We start from the raw sequence: 21,504 nt of genomic DNA on the forward strand, positions 1-21,504 counted from the left end.
CCACGAGCTTCGCCCTGCACGGCCACGTCTGGCGCCGGTCGCCCAACGATCCGGAGTCGGAGATCACGGCCTCGCAAGGGAAGTTCAACCCGGGCAGCGTCTACAACGTCGTACCCGGCGTGGTGGGCGACTTCTACGTCGACCCGAGCAGCACCGGCGGTGCCGGCGGGTTCCGCCACCGTCCCGGCGACTACCTGTACCGCTCCGGCGTGCTGGTCCGCCATCTCAACCAAGGTCAGTGGGGCATCTTCCGGGTGCACGGCAAGCTCCGGCCGGACCTGATGCCGCTGCCCGACGGGCCGATGGGCGACAGGTTCCGCGCGCCGGGACAGGATGAGCGGGCGCCCGTACTGGACGAGCGTGTGCCCGTCCGGGACGAGCGCACGCCCCTACTGGACGAGCGCGAGCCCGTCCGGGATGGGGACGAGCGTCCCATCGAGTCGCCGGTGCCGTACGCGTGGTTCGGCGCGGCCGGCCAGAGCGGGCGGTCCAGCCACGGAAGGCGGTCGCGATGAGCCTGCTCAGCAAGCTCAGGCCGGCCCAGACCGACCGGCAGCCCGCCGGGGTGCCGCAGGTTCCCGGCCCGCGCCGGGCTCCGGGCCGGCCCGGGAAGGCGCGTAAGCCCGAGGGGCTGACGCCGTTCCGGCAGGGCCTGGTGATCGGTGGATGCGTCGGGATGACGCTCGCCCTGAGCATCGGGGTGATCGGCTTCCTCATCACGCGGCCGACCATCCCGGCTCCAGCAGCAGGCGGTCATGCGGCCGGCGCTCACCCGTCTCACCAGACGCCCGGCCCGGCGAGCGGCGGGCATCCGCAGGCGGCGATCGACATCACCGCCGAGCACGTCGGCAACCTCCAGGTACGGATCATGGCCCGGGTGAGCGCGCCCGGCAGCTACGACCCGATCACCAGAGCGGAGGTCGTCGCCTATACCGACATGGTGTCCATGCCGATGTCGCATCGGCAGGGTCCCATCGTGATGACCGAGGTGCCGGGGCAGCGCGGGACGTACCAGGCGGTCGCGCAGGTGGCGATGGTCGGTGAGTACAACATCACCGTCGAGACGCGCCGGCCGATGGCGTCCAAGGCCGACAAGCGGCTGGAGGTCAAGGAGGTGAGCAAGGGCTAGGGCCCGCACGCCAGACGACGCCGTGGCCGGTTCCGCGAGGAGCCGGCCACGGCACTTTTATGCCGGTACGTTTCCACGGCTTTGTGCCTGTACGTTTCCACGGCCTGCGCGCCTTCGCGACCGAGCGCGCCTTCGCGGCCAAGGGCGGCTCTGCGGCCCTCACGTCGTCTCGGCCTGGACGCCTTTGCCGAGCGCGCCTTCGCGGCCCTGGCGTCGTCTCGGTCTGGACGCCCTTCTTGGCCGGGGCGTCTTCTTTCCGAGTGCGGAGCCCCGTGGCCCGGGTCAGCGCAGGGTGACGGAGGTGACGCGCCAGGGCGCGCCGCTCCCCCGCCGCTGCAGGCTGACGAACGCGGTCATGACGAGCGGCCGCCCGCGCCAGCCGTCCGCGCCGATGGGGGTGACGGTGAGCTGCCACTGCCGGTCGGCGTGGGTCGCGGTGTCGGGCGGGCGCGTGTCGCTGCCCTCGGTCAGCGTCGGGCGGGTGCGCGCGCGGTGGGCGGCCCACGTGGTCCAGGCGGCGTCCGTACCGGGCTGCGGGCCGTCCCTGAGCTCGGCGAGGTATTCCGGGCTCAGCCATCCGGCGGCGCGCAGCGCGGCGTCCCGCTGGTCCCGGTCGACGGTGGTGTCGACGGTCCACATGGTCGTCAGTACGGCGGTGCCGACGGCGTCCGCGTCGCGCTGGTCGATGGATCCCGGCTTGGGGGTGGGCAGGGGCGAGGCGGTGGTCGCAGGCGTGGCCGAGGGCCGCGCGGGCGTCCCGTCCGGTGCCGGCCCATCGGTCGAAGGAGCGGAGGGTGCGGGCCCGAACATCACGGCCCCGCCGGACGGCTGCCCCGGCGCCACCGGTTCGGCCCCTGCCGGTGGGCGGCCGGAACCCGCCGGTCCCGGCGTGGCGGTCCCGGTCTCCCCAGATGCCGCGCCCTGACCCGCCGTCGCCGCCGTGCCTCCACCCGCGGTCGGCACCGCGCCCCCACCAACCGTCGCCGCCGCACCTCCATCCGTCATCGGCGCCGCGCCCGCACCCGCCGTCGGCGCCGCACCCCCATCTGGCGCCGGGGTCCCGGATGTCACGGATTCGGCGGGCGACGGGCCCATGGCGGAGCACCCCGCGAGCGCGACGACGGTGACGGCGCAGCCCGCGAGCGTGAGGGCGGTGGCGAGGGTCGCCGGGGGTCGTGGGCTCATGCGTACCTCCGGATGGTCCAGGCGGCCGAGGAGAAGCGGGTCAGCGGGGAGATGCGGACGACGTCGCCGGTCTGTGGCGCGTGAACGACCTGGCCGCGTCCGATGTAGATGACGATGTGGCTGATGCCGCGCCCGTCGCGGTGGTCGATGCCGATGACGTCGCCGGGCAGCAGCCGGTCGCGGGGCACCGGGGTGCCGTACTCCGTCACCTGGGTGGCGGCGAGGTGCGGGAGCTGGACGCGTCCGCCCGAGGCGGCCCAGACGGCGTGCAGCACGAGGCCGCTGCAGTCGAAGCCGACGACGTCCGCCGCCCTGCCGATGCCGGGGGTGGGGCCGCTGGGGCCGCCGCCGCCCCAGGCGTACGGGGTGCCGAGCCAGCGCAGCGCGGTGGCCACCACGGCGCCGCCGAAGCTGGTGGCGCCGAACGCCGTGACCGACGTGTCGGTGTAGTGGGCGACGCGGGCGAGGACGCGGCGTACGTACTCCTGAGTCTCCGGGTACGGCGGGACGCCCTTGTGCCGCTCCACCGCGCCGGGCCCGGCGTTGTACGCGGCGAGCATGTTGGACGTCGTGTCCCCGGGCAACCGGGCGAGCCTGCGGGCCAGGGAACAGTCGTAGCGCGCCATGGCCATGATCGCGTCTTCGGGGTCGTCGGGGCTGGTGACGCCATCGCCGTCGGCGTCCCGGCCGTAGCTCGCCCAGGTGGCGGGCATGAACTGGGCCATGCCCTGCGCCCCCACGCTGGAGCGCGCCTTGGGCCGCCAGCCGCTCTCGGCCTCCACCTGCGCGGCGATGAGCGGCGGGCTGACGTGCGGGCACATCTGCCCCGCCCGGCTGAGCCACGCCTGGTAGGCGGCCGGGGCGCTGCCGGGACGGAGGGAGATCACCGGCCCCGCCCCAGGCGGCCGGCCGCTCACCAGCAGCACCAGTCCGATCACAAGAGCCAGAAATGTGGCCGTCGCCACCATGACCAGCTTTCCACCCTTATTCATGACGAACGCGCCCCAACGCCTCTCTTGTCGCCGCCATTTACCTTTGTCGAAGCCGGGATCATCGATACTCGTTCGCCGCCCGCGGCCATTGCGGGAACCGCACCGAGAAAGGTGTCGTTAGTGGCCGCGCGCGATTCCGCACAGTAAGGTTTTACCTGGTCAACGGCCGATGCTGCGAGATATTCGGATGGCGTCAGCCGCACAAATATCTGTTCCCGAGAAATAAGGCGGTCCTTGTCATTTCCTTTACCGGAAGATGCCCCGGCGCATTGTCACGGGGCCGGCGATCTACTCAGCGACTGATCACACCGGAGGACCCACATGACGCGTTTGCTGGCTGATGTGCTCGTGCTCGCCGGCGTCCCCGACCCTGGCATGGGGACGCCGCCGCCCGGTTCGGAGAAGCTGCTGACCGCGCTGGGCTGGGCGACGTGGATCGTCACGGGATTGTGCGTGGCCGGGGTGATGGGCGTGGCCGCCCGCATGGCGCTGATCCATCACCGTGGCGAGGGCGGCAGGCACGCGATCGGGCTGGCCTGGGTGATGGCCGCCTGCGTGCTGCTCGGTTCGGCCTCCGGCCTGGTGAGCGCCCTGCTGTCATGACGTCGACCAGCCGGCGATCCGCCGAGCCGCCCGATCTGTCCGCCCCGCCGCCTCCGAGCGAGCCGGCCGCGCCACGGACCTCGCGCGGCACGGCGTTCTGGGCGGCCGCCGTCTTCGTCGCGCTGACGGCGGCGCTGGCCGTGGCGGTGCTCGTACGCACTGAACGGCATCCCGCCGCCGACCGGCCGCCGCCCCGCGCGCCCGTTCCGTCACCGCCGCCGGCTCCGGCGGCCGCACCACCGACACCCTCCCTGCCTTCAACGCCCTCAACACCCCAGATGTCCTCCACCCCGTCCTCGCCGCAGTCCGCCGCAGGGTCTGGCCGGTGCCCCGCCACGCCCGGGACGGCCTCCCAGGAGCTGCCCGAGCAGCCGCCCGCCGACGTCACGTGGACGGTCTTCCACGGCGTCGCCGAGCCCGTCTCACGCGAGCACGGCCCGCACCGCGAGGAGGCCGACGTGCACCGCTGCTACGCCCACACGCCGACCGGCGCGCTGATCGCCGCCTGGCAGATCGCCACCCGGTTCGTCCTCGCCGACGACTGGCGCGGCGTCGTCGAGTCGCAGGTGCTGCCGGGTCCCGGCAGGGACGCCTACGTGGCCCAGCGCCGGCAGGTGCGCACCGGGCTCGACACCGGCGGCAAGGGCCAGCTCGCCGCGTACGCGATCGCCTCGTACACGCCCGAGGTGGCCACCGTCCAGCTCGTCTCCCGCTTCGCCGCCACCGGGCGGCTCCAGGTGAGCACCGTCACCGTGGTGTGGAGCGACGGCGACTGGCGGCTGCGGCTGCAGCCCGACGGGTCGGTCAGCCCGAGCGTGCAGGCGGTGACCTCGCTGGCGGGGTTCGTGCCGTGGAGCGGGGTGTGATGAGGACCGTACGAATGCTGTCACCAGAACCCGGGACGAGCCTGTGCGACCTGCCCGGATCCGACGTGGTCTGCGCGGGCACCGGCGGCGCCGCCGACGGCGCGGCGGGCGGCGGGGTGATCCACGAGCTGGCCGATGCGCTGCAGGAGGCCCAGGTCAAGGTCCTGAGCATGATGGCCGAGTTCTCGGGGAGCAGCGCCGCCGCGCCCGTGCTGTCCGACAGCGTCGGCCCCGTGGCCTGGCTGCAGGAGCGTACGCACTGGTACGTCGGCCTGCTCGCGGTGCTCGGCCTGGTCATCGCCGCCGGGCGGCTGGCACTGCGGCGGCGGGCCGAGCCGGCGATGCGGGCCACGGCGGGCCTGCTCACGCTCGCGGTGGTCACCGGCTGCGGCACGGCGGCGATGTCGCTGCTGGTCGAGGCCGGTGACGCCTACTCCGGCTGGATCATCGGCCAGGCCCTGGACAGCGCCGGCCTCGGCTACGACTTCGGCACCGCGATCACCCGGCTGGCCGGTCTGCAGAGCGTGACACTGCCTCCCGGGCTGATGATCGTGCTGGCGTTGGCCTCGATCGTCTCCTGCATCCTGCAGATCATGCTCATGCTGGCGCGCGTCGCGCTGCTCGGCCTGCTGGTCGGGATGCTGCCGATGGCGGCGGCGCTGAGCGGCACCGAGGCGGGGCGCGCCTGGCTGACCCGCATCGCCGTCTGGGCGCTCGCGTTCGCGCTGTACAAGCCCGCCGCGGCGACCGTCTACAGCTACGCCTTCCTCGCGATGGGCACCCCGTCGTCGGAGCTCGCGCAGATGTCCGGCCTGGTGGTGATCATTCTGGCGGTCGCGGCGCTGCCGGCGCTGATGCGGCTGCTCGCCCCGGTGGTCGGCGCGGTCAGCCGAGGCGGCGGCGATACCGTTCCCGCCATGGCGTACGCGGGCGTCGCCACGGGCGCCCGCATCCTGCCCGCGCTCGGGAGGAACCACGCCGCCGTCCCCGGGATGGACGCGGGCAGGACGGTGCGCCCGGCGGGGCCGACGGGCGCGCGGCCCACGACCGACCCCCGCGACTCTCGAGGCAAGGCCCCGAGCGCCCCGACGATCAGGAAGGCGGCCGCCGCCACCGCGGGCGGCACACCCCTACGAGAAGGAGAACCGGATGGCGACCGCTGACTCCGAGCGCACCTACGGCAACTGGCGCCGCCCGGCCAGCCCGGGGATCGGCGAGCTCGGCCTGCTGGGCACCCTGCTGCTGCTCGGCGGCCTGGTGGCCTGCGTCATCACCATGATGGTCTCGTTGCGGGCCGCGCTGGTCCTCGCGGCCGTGCTCGCGTTCGTGCTGGCGCCGATGCTGCTGCTGCGCGACCGGCACGGGCGTACCGGGCTGCAGATCGCCGTCGCCCGCCTGTCGTGGCTGCGCGGCCGCAGCAGCGGGCGGCACCTGTACCGGTCGGGGCCGCTCGGCCTCACCCACCGTGGCGCCTTCCAGCTTCCCGGCCTGGCCGCGGCCTCGCACGTCCTGGACGCCAAGGACTCTCGCGGCCGGGACTTCGGCCTGATCGTGGTGCCGGCGACGGGGCATTACACGGCGGTGTTCGAGGCGTCCGTCGAGGGGGCCGCGCTGGTCGACGGCGACCAGGTGGACACCTGGGTGGCGCACTGGGGGCAGTGGCTGGCGGGCCTGGCGTACGAGCCGTCGCTCGTGGCCGCCACCGTCACCGTCGAGACCGCGCCCGACCTCGGCACCCGCCTGCGGCGCGAGGTGGCCGACAACCTCTCGCCCGACGCCCCCGACCTGGCGGCGGCCGTGCTGAACGACGTCGTACGGACCTATCCCGCCGGTTCCGCGCAGGTCTCCACCCGGATCGCCGTCACGTACGCGGCCAACCCGCGCGGCGGCGGCCGGCCCCGTACCACCGAGGCCATGACCCGCGAGATCGCCACCCGCCTGCCCGGACTGACCGCCGGGCTCAGCATGGCGGGCGCGGGCGCCTGCCGTCCCATGACCAGCGCCGAGATCGCGGAGGCGATCAGGATCGCGTACGACCCCGCGAGCCACCGGCTGCTGGAGGCGGCCAGGTCGGGAGGCGAGCCGGTCGCCCAGCCCTGGGACCAGATCGGCCCGGCCGCCGCCCAGGAGTCCTGGGACCACTACCGGCACGACTCCGGCATCTCGGTCACCTGGGCGATGAGCGAGGCCCCCAGGGGCGAGGTGCTCGCCCCGGTGCTCACCGACCTGCTCGCCCCGCACCGCGACGTCGCGCGCAAGCGGGTCTCGCTGCTGTACCGGCCGTACGATCCGGGCAGCGCCGCCCGCCTCGTCGAGCGCGACCGCAAGGACGCCCGCTTCCGTATCGGCGGCGTCAACGCGGCCGCCCGCGACACCGTGGCCGTGGCCGCCGCCGACCAGAGCGCCCGCGAGGAGGCCAAGGGCGCGGGCCTGGTGCGCTTCGCGATGCTCGTCACCGCCACCGTCCCGCGTTTCGAGGACCTGCCGGCGGCCGTCGCCGCGATCGACACGCTCGCCCCATCCGCGCGGATCCGGCTGCGCCGCATGTACGGCGCCCAGGCCGCCGCGTTCGCCGCCGCGCTGCCGCTCGGCCTGGTACTGCCCGACCACCTGCGGATTCCCGCGTTCGTCAGGGAGACCATGTGACCGCCCCCGTCCCGGGAGGGAGCTGACCATGCCTCGGAGGACTTCCGCGTCACCGCCGCCCGTCCGGCGTCCTGGCGCGCGCGGGTACGCAGGGCGCGGCGGCGGCCGCGTGCCGTACGTCGAGGCTCCGCCCGAGTGGCGCGGCACCACCGTGCAGGTGTGCGGGCTGTGGCCGTTCGGGGTCGGGTCCAGCACGCCCGCGATCGGCGTGCCGCTCGGGCGCGAGCTGACCGGCGGCGCGACGCTGTGCTGCGACCCGATCTCCTGGTTCGCCCGCGCCGGGCTCATCCACAACCCGTCGGAGCTGGTGCTCGGCAAGCCGGGGCTGGGCAAGTCCACCTTGGTACGCCGCCAGATCGTCGGCCTGGCCGGCTACGGCGTGATCCCCCTGGTGCTCGGCGACCTGAAGCCCGACTACACCGACCTCATCGCCGCGATGGGCGGGCAGATCATCAAGCTCGGGCGCGGGCTCGGCGCGCTCAACGTCCTGGACCCCGGCGAGATCGGCGCCGCCGCCGCGCGGCTGTCCGGCCTCGACCGCGAACGGCTGCTCGCCGACGCGCACGGCCGCCGGCTCAACACCGTCTCGGCCCTCATCACGATCGTGCGCGGCCGTCCCGTCGCCGACACCGAACGCACCATCCTGTCGGCGGCGCTGCGGGTGCTGGACGAGCGCCACCCGGGTGTGCCCATCCTGCCCGACCTGATCCACGTCATCGACGTCGGCCCCGACCCGGTGCGCGCGGTCACCCTGGCGCGCGGCAGCGAGGAACGCTACCGGCAGGTCGTCGATCCCCTGCACGCGTCCCTGCTCGGGCTGCTTGACGGGCCGCTCGGCGACGCGTTCGCCCGTGACACCACCACCCCGATCCGGCTGGACACCCCCGCCGGTGCCTGCATCGACATCTCCGGCATCGACGAGGCCGATCAGGAGCTGCAGGCGGCCGTGCTGCTGGCCTGCTGGTCGGAGGGGTTCGGCGCGATCGAGGCCGCGCACGCCCTGGCCGACGCCGGCCTCGCCCCGCAGCGGCGCTTCTGGGTGGTGCTCGACGAGCTGTGGCGGGTGCTGCGGGCCGGGCGCGGCCTCGTCGACCGCGTCGACGCGCTCACCCGCCTGAACCGGCAGCGCGGCGTCGGCCAGGCGATGATCACCCACACGATGAGCGACCTGCTGGCCCTGTCGGAGGAGGCCGACCGCCTCAAGGCCCGGGGCTTCGCCGAACGCGCCGGCATGATCATCTGTGGTGGGCTGCCCGAGGCGGAGATGGCCGCGCTCACCCAGGTCGTCCGCATGTCCGCCGCCGAGCAGCGCATGATCGTCGACTGGTCCACCCCGCCGAGCTGGGACAGCGCCCGCGACCGCGACGGCGAGCCGCCCGGCCGCGGGAAGTTCCTGGTCAAGGTGGGCGGCCGGCCCGGCATCCCGGTCCACATCGACCTCACCGCCGCCGAGCTCGCCGTCGATCGCACCAACAAGCGCTGGGCCCTGCCCGAGCCGCGACCCCCCAGGGACGCCTGAGCCCTGATGATCGTCTACCCTTCCGAGGATGGCGGATCTGGCGCTGCCCGATGCCCTGGCCGAAGTGGCCGGGATCGGCTTCGAGTGGGAGTGGGACGAGGAGGCCGACGAGGCCCGCGGCATCGACTTCGAGCCGTACGACCGGTTCGAGGCGCCCGAGCGTACGGCGTGGTGGCTGCGCCTGTGGACCGGGAACCCGGAGGTGGACGGCCGGGAGTTCCGCTTCTTCGGCACGACCGGGGGTGGCGGCTACGCCGGTTTCTGGCTCGTCCGGCCGGACGCGGCCGTCTCCGAGCAGCCCGTCGTGTACCTCGGCTCCGAGGGCGAGCGCGGCGTGATCGCCCGCGACCTCGGGGACCTGCTCTGGCTCTTCGCCGCCGGCCTGGGCCCCGCCGAAGCCTTCGGCGACCCCGGCTGCGCCGCCGAGCCGAACGAGGGCTTCCGCGCGATCGCCGAACACCACGCGCCGGGTGGCCGCCGCTCACCGGCGGAGATCGTGGAGGCCGCCCGCGCGGAGTTCCCGCACTTCCCGGACGTCATCGACGCGATGTGCCGCTGACGCGCCCGATCAGGCGAGACGTCGTGCGAGGCCCACAGCTCGGCGAACTCCGCACTCCCCTCCAGCAGCTCCGCCACCAGCTCCTCCACCTCGGCGACCCCTGGATAGCGCGCGGCGGCGGCCCGCAACCGCCGGGTCACCTCCCGCCCGAACGCCACCCGATCCTCCTCCATCAGGACAGGCAGCCGGGTCTCACCTTCGCGCGGACCGAGAAAGGCGTACCGGACGAGGTTGCGATCACGCCGCGACAACGCGGAGAAATCGATGAGCAGAGCCGCCGCAAGGTCGTTCCAGGCGATCACCTCGTAGGTCGCCGACAGCACGAGCATGGCGGCCTGCGGCAGGCGTTCCAGCAGCTCGAAGACGCTACGGTGCACGTCGCGGCACGGTCCGGGCGGCGGTCCCGGCGGCGCACGCGCCCTCCGGAGCCTCGGCGGACGCCGGGACGGCGGCTGCACCGGCGACCAGCAGGCCGGCGGCGACGGCGAGGGGGAATCTCATCGGTGCTCCTTCAACGGGTTGGTGTCCGCCCAGCGGCTGTCCCTGATCGCGGTGTACGTCAGGAGCCCGCTGTCCGCGGCGGATCGGACTTCGAGGGAAAGGGGCCTGCCGGAAGCCGGGTCGATCACCAGCCGGGTCCTGGTGGCCCCCCGGTAGTCCGGCGGCGCGAACTCGCCGGAGTCGTACTCGACCGCCTGCCCGGCCCGGCCCAGCACGTCGGTCGTCACCCCTACCGTCCCCGTGGCAGCTCTCGTCAAAGCCCGCACCACAACGTTCAGCTCTTCCCGGGCCACCCACCCCGACGGCATGACCGGCACCTGGAACAGCTCGCCACGAACCCGCCGCCCAGCCGGCCACGCCGACCAGACGATCAGTAACGTCACCGCGACAAGGCCGGCGATCAACGCCCACCGATACGCCGTAACCCCGTCGGGCAGATGATCACTGACCACATTGACCGGTGAGCACCACCAGCGTCCCGATCACCGCACCCGCAGCGCGCCGTCTCCGACGAGCCACAACCCACCTCGACGCCATGGCGGCCCCCGCACCGCTTCCGACCCGATCAGCGCTCACCGTACTCGGCACGTCTCAATCCGCGCGACGTGGATTCGATCATGCAGCGGCATGATGCGTCTCCGTCGCCCCACTTCACGCTCTGGCGACGGCGCTCCTCTCCCGGAGAGATCACCCCACCGATCACCTCTCGTCAGCTCGCTTGCTGCCGGCCGTGTAGAGGCATCGGCCCCGGCGAACCTCCGGTGGCGATGCTGCCCGATCGTGTGCCCGTTCCGGTGCCCGTCAGACCTGGACGCCCACGACCTCCAGCAGGCGCAGCCGCTCGGCCGTCTCACTGCCCTCCGCCGCCGTGAAGGCCATGATCCGCAGATCGGTGCCGAGCGCCGCGAGGATGTCGCAGTCGAGGGTGAGTTCGCCGACGCTCGCGTGCCGGACCGTCTTGGTCAAGGGCTCGTGCACACCCACCACGCCGGAGTCCCACAGCGCCGCGAAGTCCCCGCTCCGGGCACGGAGCTCATCGATCAGTGCGGCCAGTCCGGCGTCCTTCGGATAGCGAGCCGACGCCGCCTTCAAGTCGGATACGAACGCGGCGCGGTGACCCGTCTCCCTGCTCACCGCCTGGGGGTATCCGGCGGGCGGCTCCACGAAGGACCACCACACCGCGTTCCTCCCGAAGCCGCGCTGCGCGGGCGGGTTGCCGAACAGCGCGGCCCACAGCCGGTTCCACGTGATGAGGTTCCATGCGGCGTCGTACACGCTCAGCGGGGTGCCGGTCAGCCGATCCAGCAGGCGCTGGACGCCTGCCGGCACATGGTCGGAGATCTGCCCGGGGCCCGGCACCGCCTGACCGGCGAGCACGAAGAGGTGCTCACGTTCCGCCATCGTCAGCCGCAACGCCCGAGCCAGCGCGGACAGCACCTGCGGGGACGGGTTCGTCGACCTGCCCTGTTCGAGCCGCACGATGTAGTCGACGGACAGGCCGGCGAGCTGGGCGAGCTCCTCACGCCGCAGGCCGGGCGCGCGGCGTCCTCCGTCGTCCGGCAGGCCGACCTCGGCCGGTTTCGTACGATCCCGCCAGGCGTGCAACGCCCTGCCGAGATCCGTGGATCCGGTCATCTCCCCAGTATGGGCATTCGGCCCTGTCCCGTCGTGGTACTGCGGGTCCACTGGCTGTGGCGGGCACTGGCTGATGCCCGCGGGTCCGCGGAAGGTGGACGCACCGGCCGACGGGCGGTGGCCGGCGGGGACCAACTCGCCGGTCGGGACCGAAGGAGCACGTTCATGAAGTATCGCAACCTCGGGCGTACCGGGATCAAGGTCAGCCCGTACGGACTGGGCACGCTGATGTTCGCCAGCCAGATGGGCAACGACCCGGACGAGTCGGTCCGGATCATCCACAAGGCGATCGACGCCGGGATCAACCTCATCGACACCGCCGACCGCTACGCCGACTCCGAGGACATCGTCGGAAAGGCACTCAAGGGCCGCCGTGACGAGGTCGTCCTGGCCACCAAGGTCGGCCTGCCCATGGGCGAGGGCGTCAACCAGCAGGGCGCCTCCCGCCGCTGGATCACCGCCGCCGTCGAGAACTCCCTGCGCCGCCTCGGCACCGACCACATCGACGTCTACCAGCTCCAGCGGCCCGACCCGGACACCGACCTGGAGGAGACGCTCTCCGTTCTGACCGACCTCGTCAGGGCAGGCAAGGTACGCGTGATCGGCTCCTCGACGACGCCCGCCTCGATGATCGTGCAGGCCCAGTGGGCCGCCGAACGCGCCGGGCTGCAGCGGTTCCGCACCGAGCAGCCGCCGTACTCGCTCCTGAACCGCGGCATCGAGCGGGAGGTCCTGCCGCTGGCGCAGGAGTACGGCATGGGCGTCATGGTGTGGGGTCCGTTCGGCCAGGGCCTGCTCACCGGCCGGGTGCGCAAGGGCGGCGGGAACGACCTCAAACGCGTCCGGTTCTCCCGCCACCTGTCCGACGAACGCCGCATCGACGTCGTCGAACAGCTCATCCCGCTCGCCGAGGAGGCCGGCCTGCCCATGACCCACCTGGCCATGGCGTTCACCATCGCCCACCCGGGCGTCACCGCCGCGCTCCTCGGCCCGCGCACCATGGAACACCTCGACGACCTGCTGGCCGGGGCCGACGTCGAGCTGTCCGACGACATCCTCGACCGGATCGACAAGATCGTCCCACCGGGCACCGACGTCACCGCGCTCGACCAGGAGTACAAGCCGCCGGCGCTGCTCGACCCCACCCTCCGCCGCCGCCCCGCCGGGCTCCGCTCGGCGGCCTGAGCGCTCGAAGGCCTGCCCTGGGGGTGGTCCGGCCCTGGCACACGGCAAGCCGGCGTACGAGGCAAGGCTCAGCACGACCCGCTCACCGCTCAGGAACGGCAGCGTGAGTTGAGCGGAACGCACTGACCCCGACCGACGCCTTCGCGACCGCCGTCAAATCCTGCAGATCGCGGGTGATCGAATCACGGGGCTCGATGCCATCGATCGAGGACTGCGATGTCTTCGTTGGTGAGTCCTCGAAACGGCTCCACGTGGTGAAGGAGTGCCCGGCCGCTGTGGTGCGTGGAGACCCAGGTGCGATCGGCGTCGGTGATCTCGTCGTCGACCCAGGCGAACGAGCGTCCGGCCGCCCATGTCACCAGGGTGCGGGTCTTCCAGCCGAGCCCGAACCATCGGTCTTCGCGCTCGTGCTCGCCGGATGTCTCCGGCCAGGTCACGACCGGCAGGCGTGGCTGTCCGATTCGGGGTGCTATCTCGGCGTTCGCCTCCTCTTCCCAGGTGGTGGCCCAGACGAGATCGCAGGGCAGCGCCGCCAGCCTTCCCGGCCGGCGCGCCAGCGTCGGCCCGCTCAGCGGCCTTCGATTCGACCACTCAGGGAGGGTACGTCCCCGAGCCGATCCACAGGCTCTGATCATCGCTCCCGGTCGTCGAGCGACCGAACGGGGCGGGGCAGCGTGGTGAGCATGCCGACGAGGGCGTCGAGTGCCCAGTCCCGCCACCGCGCATGGCTCCAGCCGCGGTCGCGGACCAGCAGGTTGTACGTCTCGGGGGACAGGACGGTCAGCGCGACGTCGGCCGCGAGCTCGCTGGTGAGCCCGTCGCGCAGGGGCGTCTTGCGGGCGAGCGCTTCGGCGAAGACCCGGAGTACGGTGAGGCGTTGCCGGAGGTTCGTGGACCAGACCGCGGCGAGGTCGGGATCGGCGGTGGCGGCACTGCGTACGACGTCCAGGAGGGCGGCCGCACGGAGGTAGATGTCCCCGGCGCCGGCCACCTGGCGGCGGAGCTGCCCGAGCGGGTCCGGATCGGCGATCGCCTCCCGCGCCCAAGAGCGTTCGAGGGTGGGCACGGGCTCGTCGTCGCCCGCGACGGCCACATCCAGGGCCGCGGTGAGAATGGCCCGCTTGGTGCTGAAAGCGTAGTAGACGGTCTGCTCGCCCACGCCTGCCTTGGCCGCGATGGCGTTGATGCTCGTGCCGGCGTAGCCGGTCGTGGTGAACAGTTCGGTGGCCGCTGCCAGGATGCGGGCGCGCGTCGCCCTGGCCCGTGCGGCCCTGCCGTCGCCTTTCCTCGCCGTACGGATGCCGCTGTCGTGTCGTGGTGCCGTGCTCACGACTTGACTATAGCGTCACTACAAAAACATTCTTGTAGCGTGACTACGAAAAGATCGGTCCTCATCCTCGGCGGGTACGGCGCGGTCGGCCGCGAGGCCGCCCTGGCCCTCGCGGAACGCCCTGGCACGAAGGTGATCGTCGCCGGACGCAATCCGGCTCAGGCCCGGCCCATCCCCGGTGTGACATCGGTACGCGTGGACGCCGCCGACCCCGCCGATCTGGCCGCATCGCTGAATGGCGTCACGACGGTGCTCATGTGCGCCGAGACCGGCAACGCGTCGGTCGCCCGCACCTGCCTGGAACGCGGCATCGGCTATGTCGACGTGTCGGCCTCGCCTGACGTGCTGGCCGCGATCGAGGAACTGGACGATCTCGCCACGGCGCGCGGCGCGACCGCCGCCCTGAGCGTCGGCCTCGTACCCGGCGTCTCCAACCTGCTGGCCCGCGTGGTCGCCGAGCGCTCGCCCGGCAACGGCCTCGACATCGGCGTGCTGCTCGGCTCGGGAGAGCGGCACGGCTCGGCGGCGATCGCCTGGACCCTGGACGGGCTCGGCACGCTCAACGGCTCCTGGACGATGACCTTCCCCGAGCCGTACGGCGCGCGCACCGTCCACCGCTTCCCCTTCTCCGACCAGTACACGCTGCCCCGGACGATCGCCGTGCCGTCCGCCCGCACGGGCCTGTGCCTTGACTCCCGCCTCTTCACCACGATGCTCGCCGCCGCCCGCCGCCCCGCGATCGCCGGGCTACTGCGCCGCCCCCGCGTACGACACCTGCTGCTCAAGACCCTGGAGAAGGTCCACCTCGGCAGCGACGGTTTCGCCGTGACGGTCACCGCCGGCACCGCGCGGGCGTCCTTCAGCGGGCGCTCACAGAGCCGCGCGACCGGCCGCGCCGCCGCCCTGCTCGTCCGCCACCTGCCGCAGGCGAAGGCCGGCGTGCACCACATCGAGCACCTGGTGGACCCGATCACCTTCCTGACCGAGCTGGCCGCCGAAGGTTTCGCCCTCGACATCGACGGCCGGCGCCATGGAGAGTAAGGCCGCCGGTAGGACCCCCAAGCGCCTCGAACTCAGAACCCACGGATCAAGGCCGGCGGACATCACGTCACCGCGCACCGACGGGCACAGCGTCGCCGCAGGGCAATCAGGCCCCGTCCGCCGAGTGCTCCCCACGCACGTGGGGATCTCACGAGCCCTCTCGTGGGGCCCACGCGTAGTCCCCGGCGTCAAGCGCTCGGCCCGCAACCGGTGCTGATGCGGCGCCTCGGCTACGACTCCTACCTGGCGCAGGGCGGCGACTGGGGCGGCGTGGTGGCCACCCGCATGGGGAAGCAGCGCCCCGACGGCCTGCGCGCCGTCCACCTCAACTTCCCCGAGGTTCTCGCCCTGCCGCCGGCCGGCGACGAGCCGACCCGGGAAAGAGGCCGCGGCCCTGGCCCAGGGCGAGACGTGCGCCCATGTCCACTCCGGCTACCACCTGCTGCAGCGCACCCGGCCGCAGACCATCGGCTACGCCCTGACCGACTCCCCGGCGGGTCAGGCCGCCTGGATCTACGAGAAGTTCCTCGATTGGGCCGCCCCCGGCGCCTTCACCCTGGACGAGAGGCCGTACGCGGCGGCAAAGAGCCGCGACAGTATGTCCGACGCCCTCGCAACAGCCCTCCCGGCCCTGACAAGAGACAAGCCCGGACGCCCGGATCCAGCACTCCTCCGCAAGGCCCTACGCCACTACGTCCTGCTCCCCGAGGCCAAACGCCCGGATATGCCCGCCGACATCGCACGGGCCGTCCGCTGGCTGGAGACCGCATCGCTCACCATGCAGGATCTCAACGACACCAAGGCGGTCCGCCCGGCCCTGGACGCCCTCGCGCTCCGCCTCGACGGCAAGCAGGCCGGCGCCAACACGATCCGGCGCAAGCGCGCCGTCCTGCACCACCTCTTCGAGTACGCCGTCGAGCTGGAAGAGCTGCCGTCCAACCCGCTGCACCGCATCAAGTGGAAGGTCCCCAAGACGACCGAGACCGTGGATCCGCGGGTCGTGGTCAACCCCCGCCAAGCCCGGGAACTCCTGATCGCGCTCACCTACGTGGGCAAGCGCCAGCGCAACGGCAAGGGCCGGGCCGGCGGCTGATGGCCATGTTCGCCTGCATGTACTTCGCCGCGCTCCGCCCCGCCGAAGCGGTCGGTCTCCGCGAGCAGGACTGCCACCTCCCAGCCGAGGGCTGGGGGCACATCACGCTGGACAGCTCCCGCCCCGAGGTCAACCGCCGCTGGACCGACACCGGCGACACCCACGAGCTGCGCGGCCTCAAACACCGGGGCCAAGACGACGTCCGCCGCATCCCCATCCCTCCCGAGCTGGTGAAGATCCTCCGGCAACACATCGAGGAATTCGGCGTGGCCCCGGACGGGCGGCTGTTCCGCAGCGAACGCGGCGGCGTGGTCGCCTCGACGGCCTACACCGAGGTCTGGCAGGAGGCCCGCACCCTCGCCCTCACACCCGCCCAAGTCGCCTCGCCGCTCGCCCGCCGTCCGTATGACCTTCGCCACGCCGCCGTGTCGCTCTGGCTCAACGGCGGTGTCCCGGCCCCGGAAGTCGCCGCCCGCGCCGGCCACGGGGTGGACGTGCTGCTGCGGGTCTATGCCAAGTGCATCGACGGCCAGGAGGAGATCGTGAACCAACGGATCGCGGACGTCCTCACCGCATGAGATCACGATCCGAACTCGAAGGCCCCGGCTCCCCCGGGGCCTTTCGCCGTTCACGGGGCCTCGCCATCCCGCGAAGCCCCCGCAACACGGGCCTCGACCTGGGGGAACGCCCCTCAGCTCCATCCCGCGTATATCCCGCGACCACCGACAACGGGCCGCTCAGGGCTGCCTCTGGCTACATACCCCGGAAATGCAGAAGAGGCCCCGTAGGGCCTCTGAGCTGCACTTACTGCTGGTGGCAGGTGCAAGGTTCGAACTTGCGTAGGCTGAGCCGACGGTTTTACAGTCCCGCCGAAAACGAGCCCTGACCTGCGCAAATAGACGCTGGAGCTTTTACTTGGCCGCGTATTGGCCGTGAACACATGTCAGGCTATCCGTCCTGTGTTGAAAAGGTCCCGCAATCGCGGTCGCTCAGCCACCCCGGAGGACGACTCCCACCTGCTGCGCTGGCGGAGCAAGAGCTGGCTCTAATCCGGATCCTCGGCCGCCCCGGAGGGCGACCGCCACCGGCACAGCAGCCCACCGGGCGCAGGGAGACGGCGGCGTTGCGATCCTCGGCCGCCCCGGAGGGCGACCGCCACTTGATCGTTAGAGTCGGGTATTCGTGCGTGAGGGTTGCGATCCTCGGCCGCCCCGGAGGGCGACCGCCACCTACATCCAGGCCGGCGGTGATCTACCGGGCCGCAGGGTTGCGATCCTCGGCCGCCCCGGAGGGCGACCGCCACCTCGGCCACAGATGGGACCGGGCGTATGAGGATTGGTTGCGATCCTCGGCCGCCCCGGAGGGCGACCGCCACCGTGTGGGCACTATCGGCACCGTCAGCGTCTCTATCAGTTGCGATCCTCGGCCGCCCCGGAGGGCGACCGCCACCGGGTCGGCGTGGATCTGGACGGGCTCGAAGGTGTCGTTGCGATCCTCGGCCGCCCCGGAGGGCGACCGCCACTCGCCGCCGGTGATCGTCACGGACGCGGTGGACGTGTTGCGATCCTCGGCCGCCCCGGAGGGCGACCGCCACCATGGGGGAGAGGGACGACCGAGGGCGTGGATCCACGCAGTTGCGATCCTCGGCCGCCCCGGAGGGCGACCGCCACTGCCCCGACTGGTCGATGGAGCGCGAGCACCCCGAGCACGTTGCGATCCTCGGCCGCCCCGGAGGGCGACCGCCACTACGGCCGGCAGACTGCGGACGCCGCCAGCGACGAGTTGCGATCCTCGGCCGCCCCGGAGGGCGACCGCCACGCTCTCGTCTCGCCCGTCGTGGCCGAGCCTCTCGCGTTGCGATCCTCGGCCGCCCCGGAGGGCGACCGCCACGGCGTCTGAGCAGGTATAACACCCCGTTCAACACCGAAACGACAGCACAGTTATTCACTTACCAAGGAACAAACTGGTCGAAAACTCCTTAGGAACCTATCGCGTGTCGCATGAGCACTTGAGGTTCCGAAGCAGCCTAGGTGACCGCTCAAGATAAGACCACCGACAAACTATAGATCCGTTGGGGCCACCCAGTTCCTCTCCAGCCACGCTTGGGAACCCAAGCGCGGCGACTAGCGACCATCACAGGACATTAAGCACCCAAGGTCGAAAACCACATATACAACCTATGCACCTACAAATGCCATATTTGTGACGGTCAGCAGCCAACATGCATGGCGCAATAACCGCAGCCAGGACATGAGGCGATCGACATAGTTGAGTCGGGTATGCCAGAACACAGCAAAACTGTCGGTGCCATCTCTTACAGTTCAGCTCACGCAAGATTCCTCGAAGCAAGGGGTGTCGTGTGGCTGAACTCTTGTGGGCGCATAGTGCCCGGGAGGTGGACGGGCTTCGCCATGGCCTCGCCGATCATCTCCGGGGAACCTCCTGGCGTGCAGGAGCCTTCGGTGAGATCTTCGGGGCGGGGCCGCTCGCAGCTCATTGTGGCTTGCTGCACGACGTCGGAAAAGGAACGTGCCAATGGCAGCGAGGCCTGATCGAGGCCGAGCTCTCCGGCGGCCGTGTGGGCATCCCGCACAAGCACGCGGGGACCTGGCTGCTGGACCGGCATGGGTTGGGGATCATGTCGGCAGTGGTGTTCGGGCATCACGGAGGATTGCCTGACCGGAAGCGCCTCAGGCAGGAGCTGTTCTGCGCCGACGAGGACCCGCTTGTCGCGGAGGCTATCCAGAAGGTGGCGGAGATAGTCCCGGAGATCCACCCATCCGCACCGATCGCCTTGCCTCCTTGGCTGCCCGAGGCCGCAGACGCTGACCCGTACGCGCTGGATCTTCTGGTGCGCATGGTCTATAGCGCCGTGGTAGACGCCGACTTCCTGGACACGGAGGAGCACTTCGCCGCAGCGCCGCGCCCTTCTCACCCGGTGTCCGCCTCGGATCTGGTGGAGCGTTTCGAGAAGGCGCGCCAGGTTCTGCTCGCCGAATCACCGAGTTCGCCGATCGATGGGCTGCGTGAGGAGGTCTATCAGCACTGCCTGGAGGCAGCCGGGGGTCCCCAGGGCATTTACCGCATCCCTGCACCCACAGGCTCAGGCAAGACCCTTGCGACCGGCGGCTTCGCTCTGCACCACGCCCGGAGGCACAGCTTAAGGCGCGTCATCGTCGCCGTTCCGTTCATGTCGATCACGGAGCAGAACGCCTCGGTCTACCGCGGCCTCCTGGACGTCGAGGGCGAAGACCCGGTGGTGCTGGAGCACCACAGTGGCATCGACCTCGATGACGATGACGCACGCAAGAGATGGCAGCGACTGGCTGCGGAGAACTGGGACGCCCCCTTCGTCGTGACCACGACCATCCGCCTGTTCGAGTCGCTGTTCTCGCACAAGCCTGCGGCGATGCGCCGGGTGCACCGCTTGGCCGGTTCGGTGATCGTGCTGGACGAGGTGCAGGCGCTGCCCGACCGCCTCTTGATCCCCATCATGTCCGCGCTGCGTAGCCTCACGCAGTGGTTCGGGGCAACGGTGGTGCTGGCCTCAGCGACTCAGCCGCCTTTCGAACTACTCAGTCCGCTGCGCGACGTTCGCATCGAGGACGTCATCCCCCAGCCGAAACCGCTCTACAAAGCACTGAACCGAGTCCGTTACCGGTGGCTAATAGATCCCAAGCCCACAATGGCGCAGATCGCCGCGCAGGCAGCAGCAGAGCCTCAGGTCTTGGTAGTGGTCAACACCACCCGAGACGCCGCCCGGATGCACGAACTCATGGAGGAGCATCGTCCGGCCCTTCATCTGTCGACGCGGATGGCGGCGGCGCACCGGCGCGACACCCTGAATAAGATCAAGAACCTCCTCGCCGACCAACAGCCTGTTGCCGTGGCGAGTACGCAGCTGGTGGAGGCGGGCGTCGACCTCGACTTCCCTGCCGGCTTCCGCGCCATCGCTCCCGCTGACTCCCTGCTGCAGGCAGCCGGCCGTGTGAATCGCAGCGGGCGGCTGCCGTACGGACAGGTCACCATCTTCGACCCCGAGGATGGCAACGAGGCGGCCGACATGCTCTACGGCGCCGCGCTGCAGGCGACCCGCAGCAGGTTCGGCCCGCACTGCCCGCCCGACGACCTGGACGCGTTGCTGGCCTATTACCAGGCCAGATTTGACTTCCACAACGTCGAAGCGGCAGGCCAGGAGATCCAGCAGGCACGGCAGGCTCACGACTTCCCCCGTGTCGCCGAGCTGTTTCGCATGATCGACGAATGGACCGTTCCTGTCGCGGTGCGCTACGGCGACACCGACGAGCTTGACCGGATCCTCGCCCACCTTCGCGCCGGCCATCCGGGTGCGGGGGCGCAGCTTCGCGCATTACGCCCCTACCTGGCCACTCTGCCGATGGGGGCGGCGAGCAAGGCACTGCAAGAAGGACTGGCCGCCCCTGTCGTGGGCGACCTCATCGAATGGCTTGGTGACTATCACCCGCAGCGAGGCATCGAACTGGCCTCTCCCGACCCACAGGAGCTGGTGTTTTGACCAACCGTCGCGTTCACCACCCGCCTCCGCCGCTCGTGGTGGAGGTCGAGGCGCCCTACGCCTGCTTCACCCGTCCCGAGTTCAAGACCGAACGCATGAGCTACCCGGTCATGACGCCGTCGGCCGCCAAGGGCGTGCTCGAAGCGATCTTCTGGAAGCCGGAGTTCGACTACCAGATTCAGCAGATCGACGTGCTGAAACCCATCCGGTGGATCTCGATCCGCCGCAACGAGGTCGCCTCCATGCTGACCATGGCGTGGGTACGCGATGCCATGACCGACACCAGCGTGCGTTTCGACGCGGAGGCCGATCGCGACCAGCGCAACATGGTATGCCTGCGCGATGTGGCCTACCGGATACAGGCCCAGATCCGGCTGCGCGAGCATGCCACTGATCCCCCGGCCAAGTACCGGGACCAGTTCCGCCGGCGCGTCGAGCGCGGAGCCTGCTTCTCCCAGCCCTTCCTGGGGGTCCGCGAGTTCTCCGCGTCGTTCCACCCGAAGACGGACTGCGACCCGATCCCCCAAGACGAGTCGTTCGGCGTCATGCTGCACAGCATCGCGTACGGCCGGGACGGCGAAAGCTACCGCTGGTTCCAAGCCGAAATGCGGCAGGGCGTGATGAGAATCCCGCGTGAGGGGATCGAGCTGCCCACGGCCGGAACACGTACCGGTGGCAGGCGGTGA

General features: G+C 71.3%; 20 protein-coding genes, 1 pseudogene and 1 CRISPR repeat array. Of the genes and pseudogenes, 13 read left to right on the forward strand and 8 right to left on the reverse strand.

From position 1 onward, the window contains the following. Positions 1-511: 511 nt before the first annotated feature. Positions 512-1,129: a hypothetical protein gene (locus tag WBK31_RS33365; RefSeq protein ID WP_378786007.1), complete on the forward strand. Its 618-nt coding sequence runs from the start codon at positions 512-514 to the stop codon at positions 1,127-1,129. 282 nt (positions 1,130-1,411) lie between these two features. Here WBK31_RS33365 and WBK31_RS33370 read toward each other — a convergent pair whose 3' ends face one another. After that, on the reverse strand, positions 1,412-1,972 hold the full coding sequence (locus WBK31_RS33370; protein ID WP_364062591.1) for a hypothetical protein: 561 nt from the start codon (positions 1,970-1,972) through the stop codon (positions 1,412-1,414). Positions 1,973-2,310: 338 nt separating this feature from the next. After that, positions 2,311-3,306, reverse strand: coding sequence for a transglycosylase SLT domain-containing protein (locus tag WBK31_RS33375; RefSeq protein WP_364062588.1), 996 nt, complete (start codon positions 3,304-3,306; stop codon positions 2,311-2,313). Between the two features lie 321 nt (positions 3,307-3,627). Between WBK31_RS33375 and WBK31_RS33380 the strand changes: the two genes are divergently transcribed. The 6 genes from WBK31_RS33380 to WBK31_RS33405 are packed head-to-tail and all read left to right on the forward strand — an operon-like array spanning position 3,628 to position 9,499. Beyond that, on the forward strand, positions 3,628-3,909 hold the full coding sequence (locus WBK31_RS33380; protein WP_364062585.1) for a hypothetical protein: 282 nt from the start codon (positions 3,628-3,630) through the stop codon (positions 3,907-3,909). Next, positions 3,906-4,775 (forward strand): hypothetical protein, encoded by an 870-nt coding sequence (locus WBK31_RS33385; RefSeq protein ID WP_364062582.1) that lies wholly within the window; start codon positions 3,906-3,908, stop codon positions 4,773-4,775. Before WBK31_RS33380 ends, WBK31_RS33385 begins: the two co-directional genes overlap by 4 nt. Beyond that, positions 4,775-5,938, forward strand: a complete 1,164-nt coding sequence (locus WBK31_RS33390; RefSeq protein ID WP_378786004.1) for a hypothetical protein — start codon at positions 4,775-4,777, stop codon at positions 5,936-5,938. The genes WBK31_RS33385 and WBK31_RS33390 overlap by 1 nt, the downstream gene beginning before the upstream one ends. Beyond that, positions 5,925-7,421, forward strand: a complete 1,497-nt coding sequence (locus WBK31_RS33395) for an SCO6880 family protein (protein WP_364062576.1) — start codon at positions 5,925-5,927, stop codon at positions 7,419-7,421. The genes WBK31_RS33390 and WBK31_RS33395 overlap by 14 nt, the downstream gene beginning before the upstream one ends. A gap of 28 nt (positions 7,422-7,449) precedes the next feature. Further along, complete coding sequence (locus tag WBK31_RS33400; protein WP_364062573.1) at positions 7,450-8,940, forward strand: ATP/GTP-binding protein; 1,491 nt, start codon at positions 7,450-7,452, stop codon at positions 8,938-8,940. Between the two features lie 28 nt (positions 8,941-8,968). Continuing rightward, positions 8,969-9,499 carry an SMI1/KNR4 family protein gene (locus tag WBK31_RS33405; protein ID WP_406673687.1) on the forward strand — a complete coding sequence of 177 codons (531 nt, stop codon included), beginning with the start codon at positions 8,969-8,971 and terminating at the stop codon, positions 9,497-9,499. A gap of 41 nt (positions 9,500-9,540) precedes the next feature. On the opposite strand, the pseudogene WBK31_RS33410 reads toward WBK31_RS33405, so the two are convergent. From WBK31_RS33410 to WBK31_RS33425, 4 genes and pseudogenes are all read right to left on the reverse strand, one after another. Further along, a pseudogene (locus WBK31_RS33410) lies at positions 9,541-9,828 on the reverse strand (transcriptional regulator); the annotation flags it as partial. Between the two features lie 37 nt (positions 9,829-9,865). Beyond that, positions 9,866-10,000, reverse strand: a complete 135-nt coding sequence (locus tag WBK31_RS33415; protein WP_364062567.1) for a hypothetical protein — start codon at positions 9,998-10,000, stop codon at positions 9,866-9,868. Further along, on the reverse strand, positions 9,997-10,383 hold the full coding sequence (locus WBK31_RS33420; RefSeq protein ID WP_364062564.1) for a hypothetical protein: 387 nt from the start codon (positions 10,381-10,383) through the stop codon (positions 9,997-9,999). The genes WBK31_RS33415 and WBK31_RS33420 overlap by 4 nt, the downstream gene beginning before the upstream one ends. Positions 10,384-10,801: 418 nt before the next feature. Further along, positions 10,802-11,635, reverse strand: a complete 834-nt coding sequence (locus tag WBK31_RS33425) for a helix-turn-helix domain-containing protein (RefSeq protein WP_406673688.1) — start codon at positions 11,633-11,635, stop codon at positions 10,802-10,804. 165 nt (positions 11,636-11,800) lie between these two features. Here WBK31_RS33425 and WBK31_RS33430 point away from each other — a divergent pair, with 165 nt between their 5' ends. Next, positions 11,801-12,820: an aldo/keto reductase gene (locus tag WBK31_RS33430; protein WP_364062558.1), complete on the forward strand. Its 1,020-nt coding sequence runs from the start codon at positions 11,801-11,803 to the stop codon at positions 12,818-12,820. Between the two features lie 182 nt (positions 12,821-13,002). On the opposite strand, the gene WBK31_RS33435 is transcribed toward WBK31_RS33430, so the two are convergent. Further along, positions 13,003-13,257 (reverse strand): hypothetical protein, encoded by a 255-nt coding sequence (locus tag WBK31_RS33435; RefSeq protein WP_406673689.1) that lies wholly within the window; start codon positions 13,255-13,257, stop codon positions 13,003-13,005. A gap of 194 nt (positions 13,258-13,451) precedes the next feature. Next, on the reverse strand, positions 13,452-14,150 hold the full coding sequence (locus WBK31_RS33440; RefSeq protein WP_378785999.1) for a TetR/AcrR family transcriptional regulator: 699 nt from the start codon (positions 14,148-14,150) through the stop codon (positions 13,452-13,454). 39 nt (positions 14,151-14,189) lie between these two features. On the opposite strand from WBK31_RS33440, the gene WBK31_RS33445 reads away from it, so the two are divergent. From WBK31_RS33445 to cas5c, 5 genes are all read left to right on the forward strand, one after another. Then, positions 14,190-15,191 carry a saccharopine dehydrogenase NADP-binding domain-containing protein gene (locus WBK31_RS33445; protein WP_378785998.1) on the forward strand — a complete coding sequence of 334 codons (1,002 nt, stop codon included), beginning with the start codon at positions 14,190-14,192 and terminating at the stop codon, positions 15,189-15,191. 724 nt (positions 15,192-15,915) lie between these two features. Then, positions 15,916-16,284 carry a hypothetical protein gene (locus WBK31_RS33450; protein ID WP_406673690.1) on the forward strand — a complete coding sequence of 123 codons (369 nt, stop codon included), beginning with the start codon at positions 15,916-15,918 and terminating at the stop codon, positions 16,282-16,284. Between the two features lie 17 nt (positions 16,285-16,301). After that, positions 16,302-16,862 (forward strand): tyrosine-type recombinase/integrase, encoded by a 561-nt coding sequence (locus WBK31_RS33455; RefSeq protein WP_406673691.1) that lies wholly within the window; start codon positions 16,302-16,304, stop codon positions 16,860-16,862. A gap of 470 nt (positions 16,863-17,332) precedes the next feature. Beyond that, positions 17,333-18,174: direct repeats of the CRISPR family, unit length 37 nt; unit sequence GTTGCGATCCTCGGCCGCCCCGGAGGGCGACCGCCAC. Between the two features lie 469 nt (positions 18,175-18,643). Then, positions 18,644-20,818 carry a CRISPR-associated helicase Cas3' gene (gene cas3 / locus WBK31_RS33460; RefSeq protein WP_406673692.1) on the forward strand — a complete coding sequence of 725 codons (2,175 nt, stop codon included), beginning with the start codon at positions 18,644-18,646 and terminating at the stop codon, positions 20,816-20,818. Further along, positions 20,815-21,504, forward strand: a complete 690-nt coding sequence (gene cas5c / locus WBK31_RS33465) for a type I-C CRISPR-associated protein Cas5c (RefSeq protein WP_406673693.1) — start codon at positions 20,815-20,817, stop codon at positions 21,502-21,504. Before cas3 ends, cas5c begins: the two co-directional genes overlap by 4 nt.

Origin of the sequence: Nonomuraea sp. N2-4H, from assembly GCF_045291505.1 — a bacterium.
Taxonomy (GTDB): domain Bacteria; phylum Actinomycetota; class Actinomycetes; order Streptosporangiales; family Streptosporangiaceae; genus Nonomuraea; species Nonomuraea fastidiosa.

Coding starts and splice junctions, on each gene's coding strand:
- WBK31_RS33365 (WP_378786007.1), top strand. CDS start 512: ATGAGCCTGCTCAGCAAGCTCAGGCCGGCCCAGACCGACCGGCAGCCC.
- WBK31_RS33375 (WP_364062588.1), bottom strand. CDS start 3,306: ATGAATAAGGGTGGAAAGCTGGTCATGGTGGCGACGGCCACATTTCTG.
- WBK31_RS33380 (WP_364062585.1), top strand. CDS start 3,628: ATGACGCGTTTGCTGGCTGATGTGCTCGTGCTCGCCGGCGTCCCCGAC.
- WBK31_RS33385 (WP_364062582.1), top strand. CDS start 3,906: ATGACGTCGACCAGCCGGCGATCCGCCGAGCCGCCCGATCTGTCCGCC.
- WBK31_RS33390 (WP_378786004.1), top strand. CDS start 4,775: ATGAGGACCGTACGAATGCTGTCACCAGAACCCGGGACGAGCCTGTGC.
- WBK31_RS33395 (WP_364062576.1), top strand. CDS start 5,925: ATGGCGACCGCTGACTCCGAGCGCACCTACGGCAACTGGCGCCGCCCG.
- WBK31_RS33400 (WP_364062573.1), top strand. CDS start 7,450: ATGCCTCGGAGGACTTCCGCGTCACCGCCGCCCGTCCGGCGTCCTGGC.
- WBK31_RS33405 (WP_406673687.1), top strand. CDS start 8,969: ATGGCGGATCTGGCGCTGCCCGATGCCCTGGCCGAAGTGGCCGGGATC.
- WBK31_RS33415 (WP_364062567.1), bottom strand. CDS start 10,000: ATGAGATTCCCCCTCGCCGTCGCCGCCGGCCTGCTGGTCGCCGGTGCA.
- WBK31_RS33425 (WP_406673688.1), bottom strand. CDS start 11,635: ATGACCGGATCCACGGATCTCGGCAGGGCGTTGCACGCCTGGCGGGAT.
- WBK31_RS33430 (WP_364062558.1), top strand. CDS start 11,801: ATGAAGTATCGCAACCTCGGGCGTACCGGGATCAAGGTCAGCCCGTAC.
- WBK31_RS33450 (WP_406673690.1), top strand. CDS start 15,916: ATGCCCGCCGACATCGCACGGGCCGTCCGCTGGCTGGAGACCGCATCG.
- WBK31_RS33455 (WP_406673691.1), top strand. CDS start 16,302: ATGTACTTCGCCGCGCTCCGCCCCGCCGAAGCGGTCGGTCTCCGCGAG.